General features: G+C 40.9%; 19 protein-coding genes and 1 pseudogene. 11 read left to right on the top strand and 9 right to left on the bottom strand.

Annotation, left to right across the window (positions count from 1 at the left end; all coding sequences use genetic code 11):
• Positions 1-80: 80 nt before the first annotated feature.
• The 3 genes from MKI79_RS06435 to MKI79_RS06425 all read left to right on the top strand — a co-directional run bounded on the left by MKI79_RS06435 (position 81) and on the right by MKI79_RS06425 (position 2,783).
• Entirely contained in the window at positions 81-1,229 is a 1,149-nt protein-coding gene (locus MKI79_RS06435; protein ID WP_241571222.1) for an iron-containing alcohol dehydrogenase, read from the top strand.
• A 126-nt stretch (positions 1,230-1,355) separates the two neighbouring features.
• On the top strand, positions 1,356-1,844 hold the full coding sequence (locus MKI79_RS06430) for a winged helix-turn-helix transcriptional regulator (RefSeq protein ID WP_241571221.1): 489 nt from the start codon (positions 1,356-1,358) through the stop codon (positions 1,842-1,844).
• A 66-nt stretch (positions 1,845-1,910) separates the two neighbouring features.
• Positions 1,911-2,783 (top strand): hypothetical protein, encoded by an 873-nt coding sequence (locus tag MKI79_RS06425; RefSeq protein WP_241571220.1) that lies wholly within the window; start codon positions 1,911-1,913, stop codon positions 2,781-2,783.
• A 463-nt stretch (positions 2,784-3,246) separates the two neighbouring features.
• On the opposite strand, the gene MKI79_RS06420 is transcribed toward MKI79_RS06425, so the two are convergent.
• The 5 genes from MKI79_RS06420 to pabC form a co-directional block, all read right to left on the bottom strand.
• Complete coding sequence (locus MKI79_RS06420) at positions 3,247-3,720, bottom strand: Dps family protein (RefSeq protein ID WP_241571219.1); 474 nt, start codon at positions 3,718-3,720, stop codon at positions 3,247-3,249.
• A gap of 256 nt (positions 3,721-3,976) precedes the next feature.
• Entirely contained in the window at positions 3,977-4,471 is a 495-nt protein-coding gene (locus MKI79_RS06415) for a hypothetical protein (RefSeq protein ID WP_241571218.1), read from the bottom strand.
• 516 nt (positions 4,472-4,987) lie between these two features.
• Positions 4,988-5,605: a dTMP kinase gene (tmk, locus tag MKI79_RS06410; RefSeq protein ID WP_241571217.1), complete on the bottom strand. Its 618-nt coding sequence runs from the start codon at positions 5,603-5,605 to the stop codon at positions 4,988-4,990.
• 134 nt (positions 5,606-5,739) lie between these two features.
• Positions 5,740-6,822: an endolytic transglycosylase MltG gene (gene mltG / locus MKI79_RS06405; RefSeq protein ID WP_241571216.1), complete on the bottom strand. Its 1,083-nt coding sequence runs from the start codon at positions 6,820-6,822 to the stop codon at positions 5,740-5,742.
• 87 nt (positions 6,823-6,909) lie between these two features.
• A complete protein-coding gene (gene pabC / locus MKI79_RS06400; protein ID WP_241571215.1) occupies positions 6,910-7,770 on the bottom strand; it encodes an aminodeoxychorismate lyase in 861 nt (286 codons plus the stop codon).
• Positions 7,771-7,965: 195 nt separating this feature from the next.
• Here pabC and MKI79_RS06395 point away from each other — a divergent pair, with 195 nt between their 5' ends.
• The 8 genes and pseudogenes from MKI79_RS06395 (at position 7,966) to MKI79_RS06360 (ending at position 14,772) form a co-directional block, all read left to right on the top strand.
• On the top strand, positions 7,966-8,973 hold the full coding sequence (locus MKI79_RS06395; RefSeq protein ID WP_241571214.1) for a sulfate ABC transporter substrate-binding protein: 1,008 nt from the start codon (positions 7,966-7,968) through the stop codon (positions 8,971-8,973).
• 46 nt (positions 8,974-9,019) lie between these two features.
• The gene (locus MKI79_RS06390) at positions 9,020-9,664 is read left to right on the top strand and encodes an RBBP9/YdeN family alpha/beta hydrolase (RefSeq protein ID WP_241571213.1); all 645 of its coding nucleotides are present in this window, start codon (positions 9,020-9,022) and stop codon (positions 9,662-9,664) included.
• 79 nt (positions 9,665-9,743) lie between these two features.
• Entirely contained in the window at positions 9,744-10,577 is an 834-nt protein-coding gene (gene cysT / locus MKI79_RS06385; protein WP_241571212.1) for a sulfate ABC transporter permease subunit CysT, read from the top strand.
• On the top strand, positions 10,574-11,437 hold the full coding sequence (cysW, locus tag MKI79_RS06380) for a sulfate ABC transporter permease subunit CysW (protein WP_241571211.1): 864 nt from the start codon (positions 10,574-10,576) through the stop codon (positions 11,435-11,437). The genes cysT and cysW overlap by 4 nt, the downstream gene beginning before the upstream one ends.
• 92 nt (positions 11,438-11,529) lie before the next feature.
• Positions 11,530-12,594 (top strand): sulfate/molybdate ABC transporter ATP-binding protein, encoded by a 1,065-nt coding sequence (locus tag MKI79_RS06375; protein ID WP_241571210.1) that lies wholly within the window; start codon positions 11,530-11,532, stop codon positions 12,592-12,594.
• A gap of 178 nt (positions 12,595-12,772) precedes the next feature.
• Positions 12,773-13,693, top strand: a complete 921-nt coding sequence (locus tag MKI79_RS06370) for a CysB family HTH-type transcriptional regulator (RefSeq protein ID WP_241571209.1) — start codon at positions 12,773-12,775, stop codon at positions 13,691-13,693.
• 10 nt (positions 13,694-13,703) lie between these two features.
• A pseudogene (locus MKI79_RS06365) lies at positions 13,704-14,024 on the top strand (sulfate ABC transporter substrate-binding protein); the annotation flags it as partial.
• 199 nt (positions 14,025-14,223) lie between these two features.
• Positions 14,224-14,772: a hypothetical protein gene (locus tag MKI79_RS06360; protein ID WP_241571208.1), complete on the top strand. Its 549-nt coding sequence runs from the start codon at positions 14,224-14,226 to the stop codon at positions 14,770-14,772.
• A gap of 69 nt (positions 14,773-14,841) precedes the next feature.
• Here the strand turns inward: MKI79_RS06360 and infC are convergent, their stop codons facing one another.
• From infC to sucD, 4 genes are all read right to left on the bottom strand, one after another.
• Positions 14,842-15,393 carry a translation initiation factor IF-3 gene (infC, locus tag MKI79_RS06355; protein WP_092620052.1) on the bottom strand — a complete coding sequence of 184 codons (552 nt, stop codon included), beginning with the start codon at positions 15,391-15,393 and terminating at the stop codon, positions 14,842-14,844.
• Positions 15,394-15,399: 6 nt separating this feature from the next.
• The gene (gene thrS / locus MKI79_RS06350; protein WP_241571207.1) at positions 15,400-17,322 is read right to left on the bottom strand and encodes a threonine--tRNA ligase; all 1,923 of its coding nucleotides are present in this window, start codon (positions 17,320-17,322) and stop codon (positions 15,400-15,402) included.
• A gap of 268 nt (positions 17,323-17,590) precedes the next feature.
• A complete protein-coding gene (locus MKI79_RS06345) occupies positions 17,591-19,924 on the bottom strand; it encodes a TonB-dependent receptor (protein WP_241571206.1) in 2,334 nt (777 codons plus the stop codon).
• A 230-nt stretch (positions 19,925-20,154) separates the two neighbouring features.
• A complete protein-coding gene (gene sucD / locus MKI79_RS06340) occupies positions 20,155-21,045 on the bottom strand; it encodes a succinate--CoA ligase subunit alpha (RefSeq protein WP_241571205.1) in 891 nt (296 codons plus the stop codon).

Raw genomic sequence — 21,045 nt, 5'->3', positions numbered from 1 at the left:
CTGATGTTCAACTAGAGTGTAAAGATTTCACATGCTACATTACCGAAACCATGGAGTATACATAAGATTTAGGATAAAGCATGTCAGGATTTGTTTTTCAAACAGTTTCAAATTTGATCGTTGGGATTGATAGTTTATCTCAAATGAATGAAGAATGTCGCAGGCTCAATATGCGCAATATCATGGTCGTGACCGATCATGGTCTAGTTGCGCAAGGCATTGCCAAGCAAGTGACTGACCAGATTCAAACCAATTATCAGCTCTATACTGATGTGCAAGCCGATCCGCCTGAGCATGTGGTGTTGTCTGCTGTTGAATTTGCCAAACAATCCAAAGTCGATGGTGTTATCGGATTAGGTGGTGGTAGTGCGATGGATGTCGCCAAGCTCATTGCTGTACTTGCCCATCCAAAACAATCACAGTCATTACAAAGCATGTATGGTGTCAATCAAGTCCAAGCACCTCGTCTACCCTTAATTCAGATTCCAACCACTGCAGGTACTGGCTCTGAAGTAACTCCGATCGCAATTGTCACCACTGGCGAAACAACAAAATCTGGTGTGGTGTCACCAATTCTCTATGCAGATACTGCCATCCTCGATGCAAGCTTAACTGTAAACCTCCCTACGCACATTACGGCAGCAACAGGTATTGATGCGATGGTACATGCCATCGAATCTTACACCTCAAAACATAAGAAAAATCCCTATTCCGATCTACTCGCCATTCAGGCGCTAAAATTGCTCAATCAAGCCTTGCCAGTGGCACTGAAATTTCCACAAGATTTAGAAGCGCGCCAGCAAATGCTGTTTGGTGCGATGCTTGCAGGTCAAGCTTTTGCCAATGCACCTGTCGCTGCTGTACATGCGCTTGCTTATCCGCTAGGTGGGCATTGTCACCTTTCTCATGGGCATAGTAATGCCCTAGTTTTGTGTGAGGTTTTGAAGTTTAATGCGCCAGTGACAGAAACACTGTATGCAGAACTTATGCAAGCAATCAATCCAAATGCCAAAGGCTCAACATCTGAACTTTGCCAACAATTTATTAATCACATGCAAAATATCTGTGCACAAAGTGGTTTGAAATTAAAACTCTCTGAACTGGATATTGCCGAAGATTTATTAGATACACTTGCGCACGATGCGATGTTGCAAACCCGATTGTTGCAAAATAATCCACGTGAACTTAGCGAAACCGATGCTTTAGCGATTTATCACGCTGTGTTTTAAACGACTGCTTAAAATATATGGTGTTCAAAATCTTTCTCGAAAAGACATGCGTAGAGCTTGACATTAAACCATGTTACTATCTTTTAAGTAGTAAACAATCAAGGTAGAAAAGGCGAATATCATACTATGAGCAAAAAAATCGTGAATGACACCTGCCCCGTTGCACGCAGTCTATCTGTCTTTGGCGACACGTGGAGTATCCTGATCCTGCGTGATGCGCATGCAGGGTTTACACGTTTTGATCAATTTCGTAAGCGTTTGAACATTGCCCCGACGATGCTCACCAAACGCCTCAATGATTTGGTGGAAGATGGTTTGTTGACTAAATGTCGCTACTCAGACAATCCACCTCGTGAAGAATATTTACTCACCCAAGCAGGACGAGATTTTTTACCGATTCTATTTGTGATTGCGGATTGGGGAAGTAAACATGTACCACATCAAAACCCTGATCTCATGGCTCAGTTTTATGATGAAAAACAAGGTACAGCGATCGAGCCTGTGGTGATTGATCAACAAACTGGCGCAAAGATTGGTACGCGCAAAATTTTCATCAAACAAGGAAGGGTTTCCCAAAGTGCTGAAAAGCAACTCACGGAAAAAACGGATGCCTAATAATCGTTATGTGTTGCCTTGTCCGATTACCCTACAAAAACGTCTTCAAAGTAATGACTCTACTAAATGCATGATTTTTTAGATAGTTTTTCCACAAGAGAAATTGCAATTTCGATTTGGCTTATTATTACTTTTATTACCTGTCTATTCAGCAAAAATATAAGGCAATCTTTGGGAGAGGTTTTCAAAGCTCTATTTGCTTGGAAAATTTCAGCTTCATTATTCGCTTTTTATTTACACACTTCATTTTATATTTTTCTTCTTTATAAACTTGGATTTTGGAATATATCACTTCTAAAAGACACGATTATTTGGAGTTTAAGTTTTGGCTTTGTATCATTAATGAATATTAATAAAGTTGATGATACGAAATATTTTAAGAATGTATTTTTAGATGCCATAAAATGGACTATAGCAATTGAGTTTATCATTAATTTCTTTACATTCAGCTTGATAAAAGAAATTATTTTAGTACCAACAATTGTTTTATCTACTACACTGCAAGCTTTTGCATCTTTAGACCCAAAACATAAGCAAGTAGAAAATTTGTTTAAAAATCTACTTATGTACTTTTTAATATTTATATTTTTATTCTCCCTTTTTAAAACAATCGAAAAGTATCATGATGTTTTTACAATTGAAAGTTTAAAAATTTTCTTATTACCAGTTATCCTGACGATAACCTTTTTACCATTTATGTATTTATATAATTTATTTGTAAAATATGAGATTCTTTGGGTAAGACTAAACTTTATGATTAAAAATGATACTGAAAGAAATAGAGTTAAGCGACATATTTTAATAATAGCAAATTTCGACATAAATAAATTAGTAAATATTTCCAAGAATATCGCTAAACCGATAAATGTGTATAACGACTTTTCTAGAAATATGATTAAACATATCAGCAAAGAACAATACATTGGGTATGACGAATAAGAAAAACAGCGCACAACTGGTATACCTACAAGAGTGGCTACATCTCTAAACTCAGCGACTGTACTTTTCTTGTCGCCTAAAAAGGGGAAGCAAAGCCGTTGTTAAGTTTTGTAAAACAGCGTTATTGTCATCAAAATGTCAAGTTGGCTCCCTAATATAGGTTTCACAACTTGATAACAATAATTTTGATCTAAGATCATGAGTAAACACATCAACGCATAAAAATAACAATTGAATAAACCGAAGGATTGACAACAATCCAAAGGATGAGAGCGCAGACAGAACTAAAACGAAATTGAAACCAATCAACTTTTGAAGCTGAGTTGATTGGTTTTTTTATTTCTATATTTGTTCGATATTTCAAAACATGAAAATAAAAAGCACCACTGATGTGATGCTTTCCAAGATATGTAAAATATCTAACTAGAATATCTAAAATCTAAGTGATTTAAATTTTTGAAAATTAGCCCAAGAATGCAGTGTACATCCAAACTAATTTTTCTTGCTCTTGCACATATTCAGTCACTAGATCCGCTGAACCTTGATCGTCCACACCTTCGGCTGCTTCGGCAACCGTACGTTGCTCTTCGATCAAAGCTTGCAGACCAGACACTAAGCCTTTCACACATGCTTTTCCATCGTGAACATTTTTATCTTCTTTAATCGATGCATTTTCAGAGAAATCTGAATACGCATGCAGTGGCACACCGCCAAGCGTCAAAATACGTTCTGCAATTTCATCAATTTGAAGCTGTAAATCTGTATAAAGCTCTTCAAATTTTTCATGTAGAGAGAAAAAGTGCTCGCCTTTCACATTCCAGTGATAGCCACGCACGTTAATATAAAAAATATGATAGCTAGATAAAAGGTTATTTAATTTTTTAATAATTTCTGTCATGTCTTTTTTTTCAAGACCGATTTGATTGGTGTTTGCCATGTGATTTCTCTTCCTCTAATCAAAAAAATTTAATTTAAAAATTTTTGATATATTCAGTGCAAACTCAGCGTTTCTTTTGCAAATCTAAAGTTGCAAAACTAAAAAGCACTCAACAGATCATCAACTTATACAAACTATACTAACAAACCCAAATGTAAGGTGTGTGTCAATTGACAGCGGTTTATTTTCAAATTGTTAATATATCTTTTAAAAGAATTAACTATGTCAGTAAATGTAGCGTAGAAGCACATATTGCTCAAAATGACAGCATCAAAACTGCTTTTGGTACATCATTTTTCCAGTCATTGCGAAGTGTTGGCAAATAAAAATTCGCACCAATTTCAACCAACTCTGTATCTAGATAACTATGCATCGCAAGTAAGAATACGAAGTCATCATATAATTGATTCAGTCGGTTTTGCTGTTGTTGAAAGTTTTTACGTGCTTGCTGTGCTTTTTTTACCAACTGATTGGCAAAATCACGATCTTTTAGCTTCGTAAGCGCCGTCAATCGAAACTCAACTGTTGCCCATTCCTGTATCAACCGCTGAAACATCTGATAATCTTTATGTGTACTTTCCCACGTAATATCCTCAACTTGCTCATCACTTTCAGGCAAAATTGGTAGAAGCAAATCCATTGTACTTGGGAAAATTTTCTTAAAATTCATCATAAATTTGATCGAATCACCACCCGGATAATCTTTAAATTCAACCGTTTCACGACGATCTGTCAAGAAAATAACAAACATAAAATGACTCAAATAATCAAAGTCGCCTATTGTAGTGTGTCTGAAGAATATTGACTACCTAAAAACTCAAGACAGCAACTCAAGACTACAGCGCCAAACAACAACGCAAGATTGCAACGTAAAATGCTTTTGACATTAGAAATAAATTATTGACAATACACGACATTACTTCTGTCATTTTTTGCCAATCCACTGCAAGGAATACAATTGTATAAAAATGACACAATGTCAAAATTTGAACAATTGTTTCAATAAAAAATACTATTTTTTAAGAATTAGTAAGTAGATGAAATTTATGCAAGCAATTGTACAGAATTAATTGATAATTAAATCTAAATATTTATTTTAGTATTGTCGTATTTTGCAATTTTGATGAATAAATAAGCTTGCTATACTCTTTTCACAACAGAATAGAAGAACAAAGTGATTTATTTCCTCCAGAGCAAAGCTAGTGATCTTAGCCGATGATCACTAGCTTTATTTTTGCCTATTGGTTTTTTGGTTTTCGGTAAAGCCTTACATTTTTTCTTGTATGATTGTCAAAGCTTGCGCAAAAAGTTGTTCTGCACACTGTGAAGCATCAAGGCGAATAATGCGTTGTGGATTTTGTTCAGCCAATTGACGATAGCTCTCTTGAATCCGTTGAAAAAACGCCATCTTTTCTTGTTCAAAACGATCGAGTGCACCACGATTCTTCGCACGTTGCATACCCTGTTCTACAGGCAAATCAAGCCAAAAGGTCAAATCAGGCATTTTTGCGACAAAGGTATTGGTTAAGAGATCAATTTGCGCTTTATCCATTCCACGTCCGCCATGTTGATAGGCAACACTGGCATCGACAAAACGATCACATAGCACGATTTTATTTTCAGACAATGCAGGTAAAATTACTTGATCTAGATGTTGCGCACGTGCTGCATAGATGAGGAGTAATTCTGTCGCATGACTCATCTGTTCTTGCTGAGTCGCATCTTGCTGTGGCGCTAACAGCAATTCACGAATCTGCTCTGCAAGTGGTGTACCACCCGGTTCACGTGTTAATACAACATCATGCTCAGCACTTAACGCCTTGTTTAAACTGGCAATCAGTGTGCTTTTACCAACGCCTTCTGTGCCCTCAAAACTAATAAACATGGTTATTCCTTTTTAAGTTTATGCTTTTATAGTCAAAGCAGTTTATTCCTGATACAAGGCAACCGAATGAAGATGTACATACCGTACTTTGAATGAGGTTAACGCAGTAGCAGAATAAAATGCGACGACTATTATCATTGATTACGATTTTTTCGCAGTTGCGCTAGATAGTCTTTCACTGCTTGATTATGCTCATCCAAAGTATTGCTAAACTTATGCCCACCATCACCTGTCGCCACAAAATAGATCGCTTTGCCATCATCAGGATGCAAGACTGCATGAATCGACTTTTGACTCGGCAAGGCTATCGGTGTCGGCGGTAGGCCATTGATGGTATAGGTATTATATGGCGTTGGCGTAGTTAAATCACTGCGACGAATGTTGCCCTTGTAGCGATCGCCCATGCCATAGATCACGGTGGGATCAGTTTGCAGGCGCATGCCGATATTTAAACGACGTACGAATACGCCTGACACTTGCTCAAGCTCTGCATCAATCGACGTTTCTTTCTCTACGATCGATGCCATGATTAACGCTTCATAAGCGTTGTTATAAGGTAAATCTGCGTTACGTTTTTCCCATTCTTCTGCCAAAATTTTCTGCTGACGTTGATACAAATCTTTCAAAATCGTGATGTCCGTTTCACCTTTGGCATAAAAATAGGTATCAGGCGCAAATAAGCCTTCTGGGTGGGATTCGGTTGCACCAATGGCTTTTAAAATCTCCACATCTGACTGAGCAAGCACGGTATTTTTAACATATTGATTGTTCTGTAGTTGTTGTTTCAGTTGCTTAAATGTCGTCCCTTCGATCACCAAAATACGGCTCATTTGTGCATTTTCAGCGTTGCTTACCATGCTTAAAACAGAGGCAATCGAATCACCTTGATGCACTTCATAGACACCAGCTTTCATCGTATCGTTAATGACGAAGCGTTGATAAAGTTTCAGTACGATTGGAAATTTAACTTGATCGTTATCATCTAATTGGTCAATAAACTTAGAATAGGTCTGCCCTTTTTCGATCGACAGCATCTGTACTTTTTTATCCGTATGATAATCTTTCCAAAGACTCTGTGATAAAACATAAGCACAGCATAGCAATCCAATTACAAAAACCGTAGCGATGAGTTTTGGAAATTTTCGATTAAAAAACTTAGGTTTCTGTTTTGCCGATTTTTTCGAAGTTGCAGACTTTCGTTGCGTTTGCTTTGCCATAAAAAATACTTAATAAAAGAATGTGAAGATTTAAACTTCTTTATCGCTCATATTCAAGCAGAGTGCTGTAATGAAAGCGTGAACACCTTAACTCAAATCGGATAATTGCAACTGCTGAAATAGGCTTTCACAAACAGCTCGATTTAACTGTTGCTCACCATTGTCATCAATCAAAGTTTGAACGATCTGCATTGAATGCAAACTATTACAGAAAAAAATCGCCTGAACTGATGCCAATTCCGAACGCTTAATTTTACGGATTTGGTGCGCAATTTGAAAGTGTTGCATACGAGATAAAATCTCTTGACGCATCACACCATCAATGCCTGCCAACGCCAAATCTGGCGTATGCCATTGCCCATTAATATAAACAAAGCAATTACTGGAAATACCTTCAACTAAATCATCATGTTGATCAAAGCATAAAGCTTCTTGCCAATCCTGTTGATCGGCATGATGTTTCAAAATCACTTGTTCTAGTCGATTCAGACTTTTAATGCCACGAAGTTGTTGCATTGGCGTAGATAAGGCTTGATCCATCAATCCAACTTTTTCTAAGGTTGGAATTTCGGTGGTAAATGCAGTTTGAGGATAAAAGTAAAAATACAAATCGGCATCTTGATCAGGCGGTAAATAGCCACGCTGTCCCTGCCCACGACTGATGAGAATTTTGATTGTGCCGTGTGCATTTTCGCCATATTGCGCTGATATTTGATTTAAGAAATTTTCTTTATCAGTATTGATTCGATCCATATCACAATTTAAGCAAAGTGCAGGAATCGCCTTTTCAAAACGTGCAAGATGACGTTGCCAAAGTTGAATTTCACCTCGACCATAGTGTGCTGTACTAAAGCATCCATCGCCATATAAGAATCCACGATCTTCAATAGAAATAAGATGTTGATGCTCATGATCAGAGATCATTTTGGCGTTTTTTTGAATCAGCATTGTCATTCATTCTTTGGTGATATGCGCATCATTTCAAACTATTCCTATTTTTAAAACAACTTATAAATCACTTTTTTTCATATTAATTGCATTTTTAATTGTTTTTTATGCTTAAAGAAACTTCATATGCTTGCCTTATCAAAAACAGCGAATACTTTTGCACACATTCAATTTACATATTTTGGAGAATACATCATGAAATTTACAACAGTCAAAACAGGTATTGCCATCGCACTTTTAGGTTTAAGTAGTGCGACTTTTGCCAAAGATTTTCTGAATGCGTCTTATGACCCGACGCGTGAGCTGTATACCGAGTTTAACAAATCTTTTGGCGACTGGTGGAAAGATCGTACCAAGCAAGACGTTAATTTTAAACAATCACATGGCGGTTCAGGTAAGCAAGCTCGTGCAGTGATTGATGGCTTAAATGCCGATGTGGTGACTTTGGCATTGGCAGCGGATATTGATGTCATCGCTGAAAAGGCAAAATTACTCCCTGCCAACTGGCAATCCAAACTGCCAAATAACGCCACGCCGTATACTTCAACCATCGTGTTCTTAGTGCGTAAAGGCAATCCAAAAGGTCTGCAAGATTGGGGCGATTTGGTGAAAGATGGCGTCGAAATCATTACACCAAATCCAAAAACCTCGGGCGGTGCACGTTGGAACTATCTCGCATCATGGGCTTGGGCGAAGCATCAAAAAGGTGGTAACGATGCCAAAGCGCAAGAGTTTGTTCGTCAGATTTATAAAAACACCAAAGTGCTTGACTCGGGTGCGCGTGGTTCGACCACAACCTTTGCAGAACGTGGCATCGGCGATGTGCTCCTCGCTTGGGAAAATGAAGCACATCTCGCGATTCGTGAGCAACCGGGTAAGTTTGAGATCGTAACCCCAAGTCTGTCCATCTTGGCTGAACCACCTGTTGCAGTCGTTGAAAAGAATGCCAAGAAAAATGGCAATGAGCACTTAGCCAAAGCCTATCTGAACTATTTGTATTCCCCTGCAGGACAAGAGATTGCAGCGAAAAATTACTATCGTCCACGTAATCAAGCGGTGCTGAAAAAGTACAGCAATGTCTTTAAACCTTTGAAATTGGTCACTGTAGACAAAGAATTTGGCGGTTGGAAAAAAACCCAAAAACAGCACTTTGATAATGGCGGTATTTTCGATCAAATCGTTAAAGCCAACAACAGCAAATAATGCAGATTTAAAGTTTGAAATGAAAATCAACAAAGAGGTGGCGCAGATGAGTAAGATACAACATTTACATAGCATCATCGTTCCAGGTGTAGGTGATAGTGATGCCAATCATTGGCAGTCATGGCTCGCCTATAAGTTGGGCGACTCCTCTCGAGTTGTGCAAGAGGATTGGCACAAGCCTGTATTGAATCATTGGGTACAACGCTTTTATCAACATGTTAGCCAGTTTCAACGTCCGATCCAGCTGGTGGCACACAGCTTTGGTTGTTTAACTACCATTGCAGCCTTGAATCAATATCCACAGCTAAAGCAATGGGTTGAACAAGTGATTCTCGTTGCACCTGCCAATCCTGCACGGTTTTCGAAAACAGGTTTTGCAGAACGTGTGAACAGCAATGATTCATCTACGAATGACTCTTATGCGACAGACTTTTTCAAATACACGCTCGATTTACCGACTTTATTGATCTTAAGCGAAAACGATCCGTGGCTTGCTTTTGAAGATGCCATCACCTATGCCAAAGCGTGGGATGTGCCGTATATCAATCAAGGGCTTGCAGGACATATCAATGTTGAATCAGGTTATGGTGCATGGTGGCAGTTGCTTGATTATTTGCAAGTGATGCAACAACAACCGTTTTTATTCCAAAAGAACACTGTGTTGCAAAGACGTTTTAGTTTGGCTGGTTAATTCGCATTCTTTTGATGGTTTTATTCTTGTTTTTTTGATTTTTGATTTTGAGTGTTTTTTTGTTTTAAAGGTACCTCTTATGGCACGACAGTCCCGTGTGATCGCAGGTTTTGGTTTAACTCTTGGGATTACCTTAACGTATTTGACCTTAATCGTGATTTTGCCCTTATCTGCGGTGTTTATCCATTCTCTAGGGATTGGATGGGATGGATTTTGGGAGATTTTAGGCTCAGAACGTGTACTGAAATCCTTACAACTGAGCTTTTCCACAGCCTTATTTGCTGCAGCGTTAAACCTCGTCTTTGGTTTGATTTTGGCGTGGTGTTTGGTGCGTTATCAATTCTTTGGTAAGCGTCTAGTCGATGCCATGATTGATTTGCCGTTTGCCTTGCCAACAGCGGTTGCAGGGATTGCCTTGACCGCACTCTATGCACAGAACGGTTGGATTGGTCAGTACTTTGATCGAATTGGGATTGAGATCGCCTATACGCCGATCGGGATTACCTTGGCTCTAGTATTTATTGGAATTCCTTTTGTGGTGCGCACGGTACAACCTGTCCTTGCCGATTTGGAAACTGAGTTTGAAGAAGCAGCCAGTGCCTTAGGTGCCAATCGTTGGCAGACGATTACCAAAGTCATTTTCCCGATTTTACTGCCTGCATTACTGACTGGTTTTGCCCTCGCCTTTGCACGTGGTGTGGGTGAATATGGCTCGGTGATTTTCATTGCGGGGAATCAGCCATATCAAACAGAAATTGCACCGCTACTGATTATTTCTCGCTTAGAAGAATATGACTATGCAGGTGCAACCACGATTGCTGTGGTGATGTTGGTGATTTCATTTATTTTCTTATTGATTATTAACCTGTTACAAGGTTGGGCAAGTCGCCGTACAGGGAGAACCGTATCATGAACGCCAATCATTCTTCGACAGCATTAGCACTGCGCTTACAGTCGCAAGATGCTACACGTGAGCCAAGCGCTGTTCGTTATGTGTTGATCGGGATCGCCCTTTTATTCTTTGTTAGTTGCTTAATGTTTCCTTTGGTTTTGGTCTTTGTTGAAGCCTTCCGTCAAGGTAGTGCGGTGTTTTTTGCGGCATTGGTTGAGCCTGATACTTTATCTGCAGTGAAACTCACTTTACTCACTGCTGCTGTGGCTGTTCCGTTGAATGTGATCTTTGGAGTGGCTGCGGCTTGGGCGGTGACCAAGTTTCGATTTAAAGGCAAGTCCATTCTTACCACGCTGATTGATTTGCCGTTTTCGGTATCGCCTGTGATTGCAGGTCTGATGCTCGTTCTACTGTTCGGCACACAAGGTTGGTGGGGCGAATGGTTACAAGATCGTGATGTGGCGATTCTCTATGCCGTACCTGCGATTATCCTTGCCACTGTATTTATCACCGTGCCTTTTGTTGCTCGTGAGCTGATTCCACTGATGGAAGCGCAAGGTACAGAGGAAGAAGAAGCAGCGATCGTACTCGGTGCGTCAGGTTGGCAGACGTTTTGGAAAGTGACCTTACCCAATATCAAATGGGGTCTGCTCTACGGCGTGATTCTGTGTAATGCCCGTGCGATGGGAGAATTTGGTGCGGTATCGGTGGTGTCTGGGCATATTCGTGGTGAAACCAATACCCTGCCACTGCATGTCGAGATTCTCTACAACGAATATAGCTACAGTGCCGCATTTGCCGTAGCGACATTGTTAGCCCTACTTGCGATCGTGACTTTGATTATCAAAACTTGGGTTGAGCTTCGTCAAGAACGACAATAAGCCCAACAGCATTTCGCCATGCACATTTATTCAGCCACATTTTTTTGCCAAATTGATCAGTAATTTATCAGCACAGATTTTAGGAATTCGACATGAGCATTCAAGTAAAAAATATCGACAAACATTTTGGAAATTTCCACGCACTTAAAGACATTAGCCTTGATTTCCCTGAAGGTGAATTGGTTGCCCTACTTGGTCCATCGGGCTGTAGTAAAACCTCACTACTGCGCATCATCGCTGGTTTGGAATCGGCAGATTCAGGTCATGTACTTCTTGAAGGTCAAGATGCGACTGATGTGCATGTTCGTCACCGTCAAGTGGGTTTTGTCTTTCAGCATTACGCATTATTTCGTCACATGACGGTTTTTGATAATGTCGCTTTTGGCTTACGTGTTCGCCCTCGTAAAACACGTCCAAGCGAAGCGGAGATCAAGAAAAAAGTCACTCGATTGCTCGACCTCGTACAGCTAGGCTTTTTGGCAGATCGTTATCCTGCACAGCTCTCGGGTGGTCAGCGTCAACGTATTGCGCTTGCTCGTGCTTTGGCGGTTGAGCCACGTGTATTGTTGCTCGATGAACCTTTTGGCGCACTGGATGCCAAAGTGCGTAAAGAACTACGCCGTTGGTTGCGCAATCTACATGATGAATTGCACATTACTTCGATCTTCGTCACCCACGACCAAGAGGAAGCACTGGAAGTCGCCGATCAAATCGTGGTGATGAATAAAGGACAAGTCGAACAAATCGGTACGCCACGTGAAGTGTATGACTATCCTGCGAGTCCGTTTGTATTTGATTTCTTGGGTCAGGCAAATCGTTTTGACGGTAATGTAAAGCAAAATACCTTACAGCTTGGTCAATCGAATTTAATTCTCCCTGATCATCAAGCACGTGCTGAAGGTCAAGTGATTGCCTTTGCTCGACCAAATGAATTGCACATTCATACCACGCCACAGCACAATACCATTCAGGCACATTTCCAACGTGAGTTATGGATTGCAGGTGAGATTTTGGCGGAGTTTCGTGACAATGATGGACGCTTGATTGAAATTCGTTTGAGTCCTGAACAAGCGGATCAATTACAACTGCGAGCGCAACAATCGGTGTGGATTGCAGCGTCAAATTTACATATTTTTGATGTGGCAAAATCAGCTTAAGACTTCGGTTTGATAAATTGCTTGAAGATTAGTAGTCATAAAGTTGCTATACTGAGCTTGATAAACAGGCTTAATTTACTGAAATGATTAAATATTTATAAATGATATTTCATCATTTCTTTTATGCTCGGCTTTGATCAGTCAAATGGCGACTTTGCAGTATTCACGGAGAAGTTTAGTGAATTTCCAACAATTAAGAATTATCCGAGAAACGGTACGTCAGAACTACAATCTGACCGAGGCATCCAATGCCCTCTACACCTCACAGTCTGGGGTGAGTAAGCACATCAAAGATTTGGAAGATGAGCTTGGTGTACAGCTTTTCGTGCGTAAAGGTAAGCGACTACTAGGTCTGACGGAGCCTGGGCAGTCGCTACTCGGTATCGTTGAGCGCATGTTGGTCGATGCGGATAATATCAAACGCCTTGCCGATGACTTCAATCTGGTTAATGAAGGCACGTTAACCATTGCCACCACGCATACCCAAGCGCGTTATGTGCTACCGCCGATCGTCAGTCAATTTAAAAAATTGTTCCCGAAAGTCCATCTGATCCTACAACAAGGCAGTCCCGTAGAGATTGCTGAAATGCTGCTGCTCGGCGAGGCGGATATTGGCATTGCCACGGAATCACTCACCACCGAAGATGCCCTAGCAAGTGTGCCCTACTATCAATGGCAACATTGCATCTTGACGCCGAAAGATCATCCTTTAACCCAAATTGAAGAATTGAGTCTATACGATCTCGCTGAATATCCCCTGATCACCTATCATGGAGGTTTTACAGGGCGCTCGAAGATCGACCAAGCCTTTCAAGAAGCCAGTCTTGACGTGGAAATCGTGATGTCAGCGCTCGATGCAGACGTCATCAAAACCTATGTCGAGCTTGGCATGGGCGTCGGTATTGTCAATGGTGTAGCATTCGATGCAGAGCGTGATCATCGTTTAAAACAGATCAAAACCTCGCTATTTGGCACCAATACCACGTGGATTGCTGTGCGTAAAGGACATTTGCTTCGTGGCTATGGTTATGATTTTATTTCGCTGTGCTCGCCAAATACCGATATCAAAGCCTTAAAGAAAGCGGCTTATCCTGAGTAAGTGCTAAGGTAAATATGACATTGTCTATCCGTCGATCTCGATCTTAGCAGAACCTTCAGTTGCGATCGTTGATCAGATCGTCGATAAAAATGGTAATCGTCAGCTTGCGACAGGTTACATCAATTATCCGTACTCACCACTTGGTCAGGAGCTCGCAGCGAAATATAACTTCCGTCCACGAGATGCCAAAACAACCAAGAAATACGCCTCAAAATTCCCTAAAATACAGACTTTCGACATCAATACAGTATTTCGTGGATGGGCAAAGGCTCAGCAAACCCACTTTGTAAATGGTGCGATCTTCGATCAGCTTTATAATGATAGGAAGTGATTTTAGCATCTAACTTCACAGTTAAATGAAAGCCAAGTTAATGTTTAACTTGGCTTTTAAATAAAAACAATAATTAACAACAAGCTACATAATTTTAAATTCATAGATAATTACAATGTGGTTAATATATATATTAATATTTAAATGTATAATTATTGCGTGTGTAAACTTTTAACCACTTTTCTCTTCGGAGGATCAGATGAAAATACTGATTCAAACAGCTGTATTCATTTCTATTATTTGCACTCAAACATATGCTAAACCCTCACCTATTGATACATGGCTTCTAAATAACAAACATACTGGCTCCGCTATGTTAGCTTCGGACAATCACGGGTATGACTTAGATCGTACGAAGTTCATTCAGACACAGGATATAATCGAAAAATCAACACCTAATGATGCGGAAGGATGTTTTCAATATGGCGCAGGTTGGGTGAAAAACAAATGTTCTAACCCAATTTCTTTTGCCTATTGCTTTAAAGACCTACCAACTAATTATTCGGGTCAATGTAAAGATGGTATTCGAACAGGGTTCTTATCACCAAATCTAGAACTTAGTTTGCATGCTTTCTCAGGTTTTACCGACATTGAAACTGAAGCGATGGCTTGTGTATTTCCATTAGTACCTGTTGATTTATCGTACGATGAAAATACTGGGCGTGCTAAAGGGGTTTGTGGGAGATTAAAAAATCCACAAAATATGTATTCTCAAGATTTAATTGACAAAATGAGTCCCTTTTTCTGATTTCCCACCTTATCCTCAGCAATAAAAAACGCAGTCTATAAACTGCGTTTTTTATGGAAAAAGAACGGATTATTTCTTTTTCTTTGGTCCGATGAGCATACCCATCTGACGACCTTCCATCTTCGGTGCTTGCTCAATCACACCAATCTCTGCCACATCGGCTTCGATCTTTTGTAATTGTGCCAAACCAAGATCTTGGTGCGCCATTTCACGACCACGGAAACGCAATGTGATCTTCACTTTATTACCTTCTTCAAGGAACTTGGTGATCGCACGCAGTTTCACATTATAGTCACCCACATCAGTACCTGGGCGAATTTTGATTTCTTTCACCTGTACTTGATGTTGTTTCTTTTTGGCGTCTTTTTGCTTTTGTTTTAGATCAAACAAGTGCTTGTTGTAATCCATGATTTTGCAGACTGGTGGCTCAGCATTTGCCACGATCTCTACCAAATCTAGATCAGCATCTTCAGCGGCTTTGATTGCCTCTGCAAGTGTTACGATGCCTTTTTGCTCACCGTCAGCGGCAACGAGGCGTACTTCTTTCGCACGGATCTCGTCGTTAATCGCAGGACGGTTCGATTTTGCACTTTGCTGTTTATTACGGTCAGGCTGTTTGATTGCTATTTACTCCACAATATACCGGCCACGTTCGGCAACGGCTGAATTTACGAGGTCAATGAACGCATCAATAGACATCGTACCCAAATTTTTTCCTGTACGTGTACGGACATTGACTGTCCCCTCTTCCACTTCTCGGTCACCGAGCACAAGTAGATATGGTACACGTTCCAAAGTTTTCTCACGAATTTTAAAGCCGATTTTCTCATTTCTCAAGTCAGACTCTGCACGAATCCCTTTCGACTTTAGTTTCGCAACCACAGATTGGCAAGCCTCAGCTTGCGCATCGGTAATGTTGAGCACACAGGCTTGAATCGGTGATAACCACGGTGGCATAAAGCCTGCGTAGTTTTCAATTAGTATACCAATAAATCGTTCAAAACTACCAAGAATCGCACGGTGCAACATCACTGGATGGTCACGATCGTTCTCTTCTGTGACAAATTCTGCATCTAAGCGTACTGGCAAGTTGAAGTCACACTGAATGGTACCGCATTGCCAGACACGACCAAGACAGTCTTTCAATGAAAATTCAATTTTTGGTCCATAGAATGCACCTTCACCCGGTTGCAACTGCCACTCAAGCCCTGCTGCATCAAGCGCATCTGCCAAAGACTTCTCGGCGATATCCCAAAGCGCATCATCACCAACACGTTTTTCTGGGCGTGTCGAAAGTTTCATTTGCACTTCGTCAAAACCAAAATCTTTATACACATCCAAAGTCAGCTTGATAAAGTCTGCAACTTCTTGACCAATTTGCTCTTTGGTACAGAAGATATGCGCATCATCTTGAGTAAAGCCGCGCACACGCATGATCCCGTGTAACGAACCAGACGGCTCATTACGGTGACACGAACCAAACTCAGCGAGACGAATCGGCAAATCACGGTACGACTTCAAGCCTTGATTAAAGACTTGCACGTGACATGGGCAGTTCATCGGTTTCACTGCATAGTTACGACTTTCTGAATGTGTGGTAAACATATTCTCAGCGTAGTTAGCAGCGTGACCTGATTTTTCCCAAAGACTAAAATCAACGATTTGTGGTGTTTTAATCTCAAGATAGCCATTATCTTGTTGGACTTTACGCATATATTGCTCAAGCACTTGATAAATCGTCCAACCATTCGGATGCCAAAACACCATACCCGGTGCTTCTTCTTGCATATGGAATAGGTCTAGGGCTTTACCAATCTTACGATGGTCACGCTTTTCTGCTTCTTCAATGCGTTTTACATAAGCGGCAAGCTGTTTCTTATCCGCCCATGCTGTACCGTAAATACGTTGCAGTTGTTCATTCTTGGCATCGCCACGCCAGTACGCACCCGAAATCTTGGTCAATTTAAATGACTTTAAGAATTTGGTATTTGGCACGTGAGGACCACGACACATATCGACATATTCTTGATGATAGTACAAGCCCATCGCTTGCTCATCAGGCATATCTTCAACGAGGCGCAATTTATAATCTTCGCCACGCTCGGTAAATAGTTTGATCACGTCAGCACGTGGTGTCATTTTTTTGATGACATCATAATCTTGGTCGATGAGCTGTTTCATGCGTTCTTCGACTTTTGCCATATCATCTAGTGTGAATGGACGAGGCATCCAAATATCGTAATAAAAGCCTTCTTCGATCACAGGTCCGATGACCATTTTCGCTTCAGGAAACAATTGCTTGACCGCATGACCGACCAAATGTGCACACGAGTGGCGAATGATTTCGACGCCTTCTTCATCTTTTGGCGTGATGATTTGTAAAGTCGCATCGTCGCTAATCAAATCACTGGCATCAACCAGACGATCGTTGACTCGTCCTGCGACAGTATTTTTTGCAAGTCCAGGGCCGATACTTTGTGCAACTTCCATCACTGAAACAGCGTGATCGAAAGATTTTTGGTCGCCATTCGGCAAGGTAATAATTGGCATATAAAATCCTTAAGGAGTGATGCCCTCTACCAAAGAGCATATCACCGCGAGATTATGATCAAGGTTTTTAGAAAGCTTAATTGAAAGACTAAAAAAGAACCTAAAACAGATAAAACGGTGCATAAAAATTTAGCAACAAATTTTACACCGATCTTTTGATTTAATAAACCTTTGTGCAGATTTTTATCATCTTCTTTGGCAAGTAATGGCGGATGAAAAAGGCATCTCCAAAGATGCCTAATTTCAAAGCATTGAGCAATAACTTAAATTAATATTTCACAGAATAGCTCAAACCGTACGTACGACCTTGCGCAGGCAAGCTTGAGATAGGTCCATAAATCGTTGAAACCGCTTGGCTATAGACCGACTTATAATCACGATTCCAGACATTATACACGCCAAATCCGAGCGTGCCTGGACCAACCATGGCATTACCGATCACATCCATCACTGCAAATCCTTTGATGGCTGCAGGCAGTCTTGCATCGCCTGCTTCGATCGCATCTTGTTGCGCTTTGTCCGTGCCACCAACCACTAAGGCTTGTACTCGAAGTCCATAACCATCATCGAATTGCCATTCAGAATATGCAGTCCCTTTCAGCGGTGAGACTCGAATCGCACTCAACTCTTGCCAGTCATTTTGATCATTCTTAAATTGCCCACGGGTATAAGCAAGCGTTCCGCCAATATTCCATATATCAGAAATAGCATATTTCAGGTTTGCTTCTGCACCGTAAACACGCTCATCAGTGTCGATTACATTGACCGCATAGGTTGGAGGACCAAATTGAATGGTTTTATTGGAGTCATTGTAGAAAGCCGTTAGACCTGCACTCAAGCCTGAATCTGCCTGAATACGCCAGCCCAATTCATAGTTATTGACTTTAATCAGATCGATGTTTTCATTACTGACCACAAATCCTGCAGGCACATCACGCATCATGCGTTGTACATCAGGTAAATTTGCGCCTTGTGAAAAATTAGCAAAAATCTGCTGTGTATCTGTTAGTGCATACACCGCACCAAGATTGAACAATGTTGCTTGATGTTTGATCGTACCACCATCTAAACCAATTGGTGTATAAGTTGGAATAGCGTCGGCAACCATCGCTTCACTATAAGGAATCGAGTCCTGAACCTCACTCTCAATGCGCTCATGACGAATGCCAGCTTGGAGATTTAGGCGATCCGTAACATCGAATTGAGTTTGTAAGAATTGACCAAATTTCGATGTATCGACATCAGGACCAAAGATATATTCATTTTGTGGATCGAGTGTCAAGCCATTACTCGCCATAAAGGTTCCGAGGTTATATTGCTGTGCAGTCTGAGAACCCTGCTCAAAATCATAGTCCACGCCATAAGTGAGATTTAAACTACGACCACCAAGATCAAAGGCTTTTTGTAAAGCGAGTCGAGCCCCCCATACATCAATATCCGTTTCAGATTGTGTTACGATATATGTGCCACCAGTTAGAATTGCAGGATGTGCTAAATAATTTGCACTTGGATAAAACCGCCCTGTTTCTGAACGATAATACGCTTCCGCATTTAATATCTGACCGAATAGGTCTTGATGCTCATATTGTGCATTAAAATTAGTGCGTTTGGTTCTTGGTTGCGTATCGAGATCTAAACCTTTTACAGCATCTAAAGTTGGCTCCGCACCAAATAGAACAGTTAATCCAGTACCATAATCAGGACCATACTCTGTATCTTGTTCATCATTGTAATATTGCGCACCAAAGCTTAGCTTTTGATTGTCAGTAAACTGCCAACTTAGACGACCATTCACATCGACGGTTTCTGTGTCTTGACGGTCAGTCTGTGCCACTTCAGGACCGATGCGATCACCATTACTGTCTTGAAACTCGCCACGCTTATTATAGCTTGCACCTAAGTAACCACTAACATCGCCTTGATTAAAGCCAACCGATTGGAATGCTTCATACGCCATTGCATCACTACGAATATTATCGCCCGACGTCACACCCACTTTTGATTCAAAACTCAGTGCATCACCATTGCCTTTTTTGGTAATGATATTGATGATCCCGCCTGTTGCACCCGCACCGTAGATACTACTTGCACCTGAGACCACTTCGATACGTTCAATCGAATTTGGGCTGATACTGTTTAACTGACGTGAGCTATCACGAGAGCCAGTCTGAGGCACACCATCAATCATATATTGCACTGCACGACCTCGCATGGTCATCCCATAGTTGCTGGTCGTACCTGAGCTTGGTGTCAAAGACGGCACCAAATAAGCAACAATATCAGCTGTCGAACGCCCTGCATTGGCCTGCTTTTGAATATCAGCTTCATCAATGCTGTACACCGTCCCTGCAATCTCGGCAATACTTTGCGCTGAACGTGTTACAGTCACGACGATTGGTACAAGCTGTTTGACTGCACCACTGTCGTATTTGCTTACTTTTTGTTCTGCCGCTGTATCCACAGAACCTACTTGAGTACCAGTCGATGAATCTGTTTGTGCATAGAGTTGTGTGCTAATAGCAAGGCTTAACACCGTGATTGAAGTTGAAAATGTGAGAGATGTTGAAAATCTGAGAGAAGTTGAACGTGTACGAACAGTCATATTGATCCCCAAAAGTATTATTTGACTTATGCATATAGACGAAAGTGCTTTTGAAAAGCATTCATATCTTACACAACAAAACATACAAATACGAATAGTGTTGATAATTATTTTCGTTTAATTATATGCATTCATTTTGATCATATTTTCATGCTACTTTAATCCCATAAAAAAGCACCTCCGAAGAGATGCTTTGATATTCTTAGAAATTAGCTAAAAGAAATTAAGGCTTATGCCATTCCTTTAGATTTCAAAACTTCTAGCATGGTTGAACCAAGCTCAGCAGGGCTACGTGTATATGCCATGCCAGCTTTTTCAAATGCAGCAAATTTCTCTTCTGCAGTACCTTTACCACCAGATATGATCGCACCTGCGTGACCCATACGCTTACCTTTCGGCGCAGTCACACCAGCGATGTAACCTACAACTGGCTTACTCACATTCGATTGGATGAATTCAGCTGCTTCTTCTTCAGCAGAACCACCGATCTCACCGATCATGATAATTGCATCTGTATCAGGATCGTTTTGGAACAATGTCAATGCATCGATTTGGTTCATACCTGGAATTGGGTCACCCCCGATACCGATACAAGTCGATTGACCTAGACCAAGTTTAGTAGTTTGTGCAACCGCTTCATAAGTCAATGTACCAGAACGTGAAATGATCCCGATACGACCTGGTTGATGGATGTGACCTGGCATAATACCAATTTTACATTCACCTGGAGTAATCACGCCTGGGCAGTTTGGACCAACTAGACGTGTACCATTACCATTGGTTTCAAGGTAACGCTTCGCTTTAAGCATATCGATGGTCGGTACGCCTTCAGTGATCACTACGATCAATTCCACACCTGAATCAACCGCTTCAACGATCGAATCCAATACGAACGGTGCAGGCACATAGATCACAGATGCATCAGCACCAGTTTCTTTTACTGCGTCTTTCATGGTGTTAAATACTGGTAAGTCTAAGTGCGTAGTACCACCTTTACCCGGAGTCACACCACCAACGACTTTTGTACCGTACTCAAGTGCTTGTGCAGAGTGGAAAGTACCGTTTTTACCCGTAAAACCTTGTACCAATACTTTGGTGTCTTTATTAATTAATACGCTCAT

The organism is Acinetobacter sedimenti (assembly GCF_022601685.1).
GTDB classification, from domain to species: domain Bacteria; phylum Pseudomonadota; class Gammaproteobacteria; order Pseudomonadales; family Moraxellaceae; genus Acinetobacter; species Acinetobacter sedimenti.
Note: the sequence above shows the minus strand (reverse complement) of the source record. Positions and strands in the feature narration are given on the sequence as shown.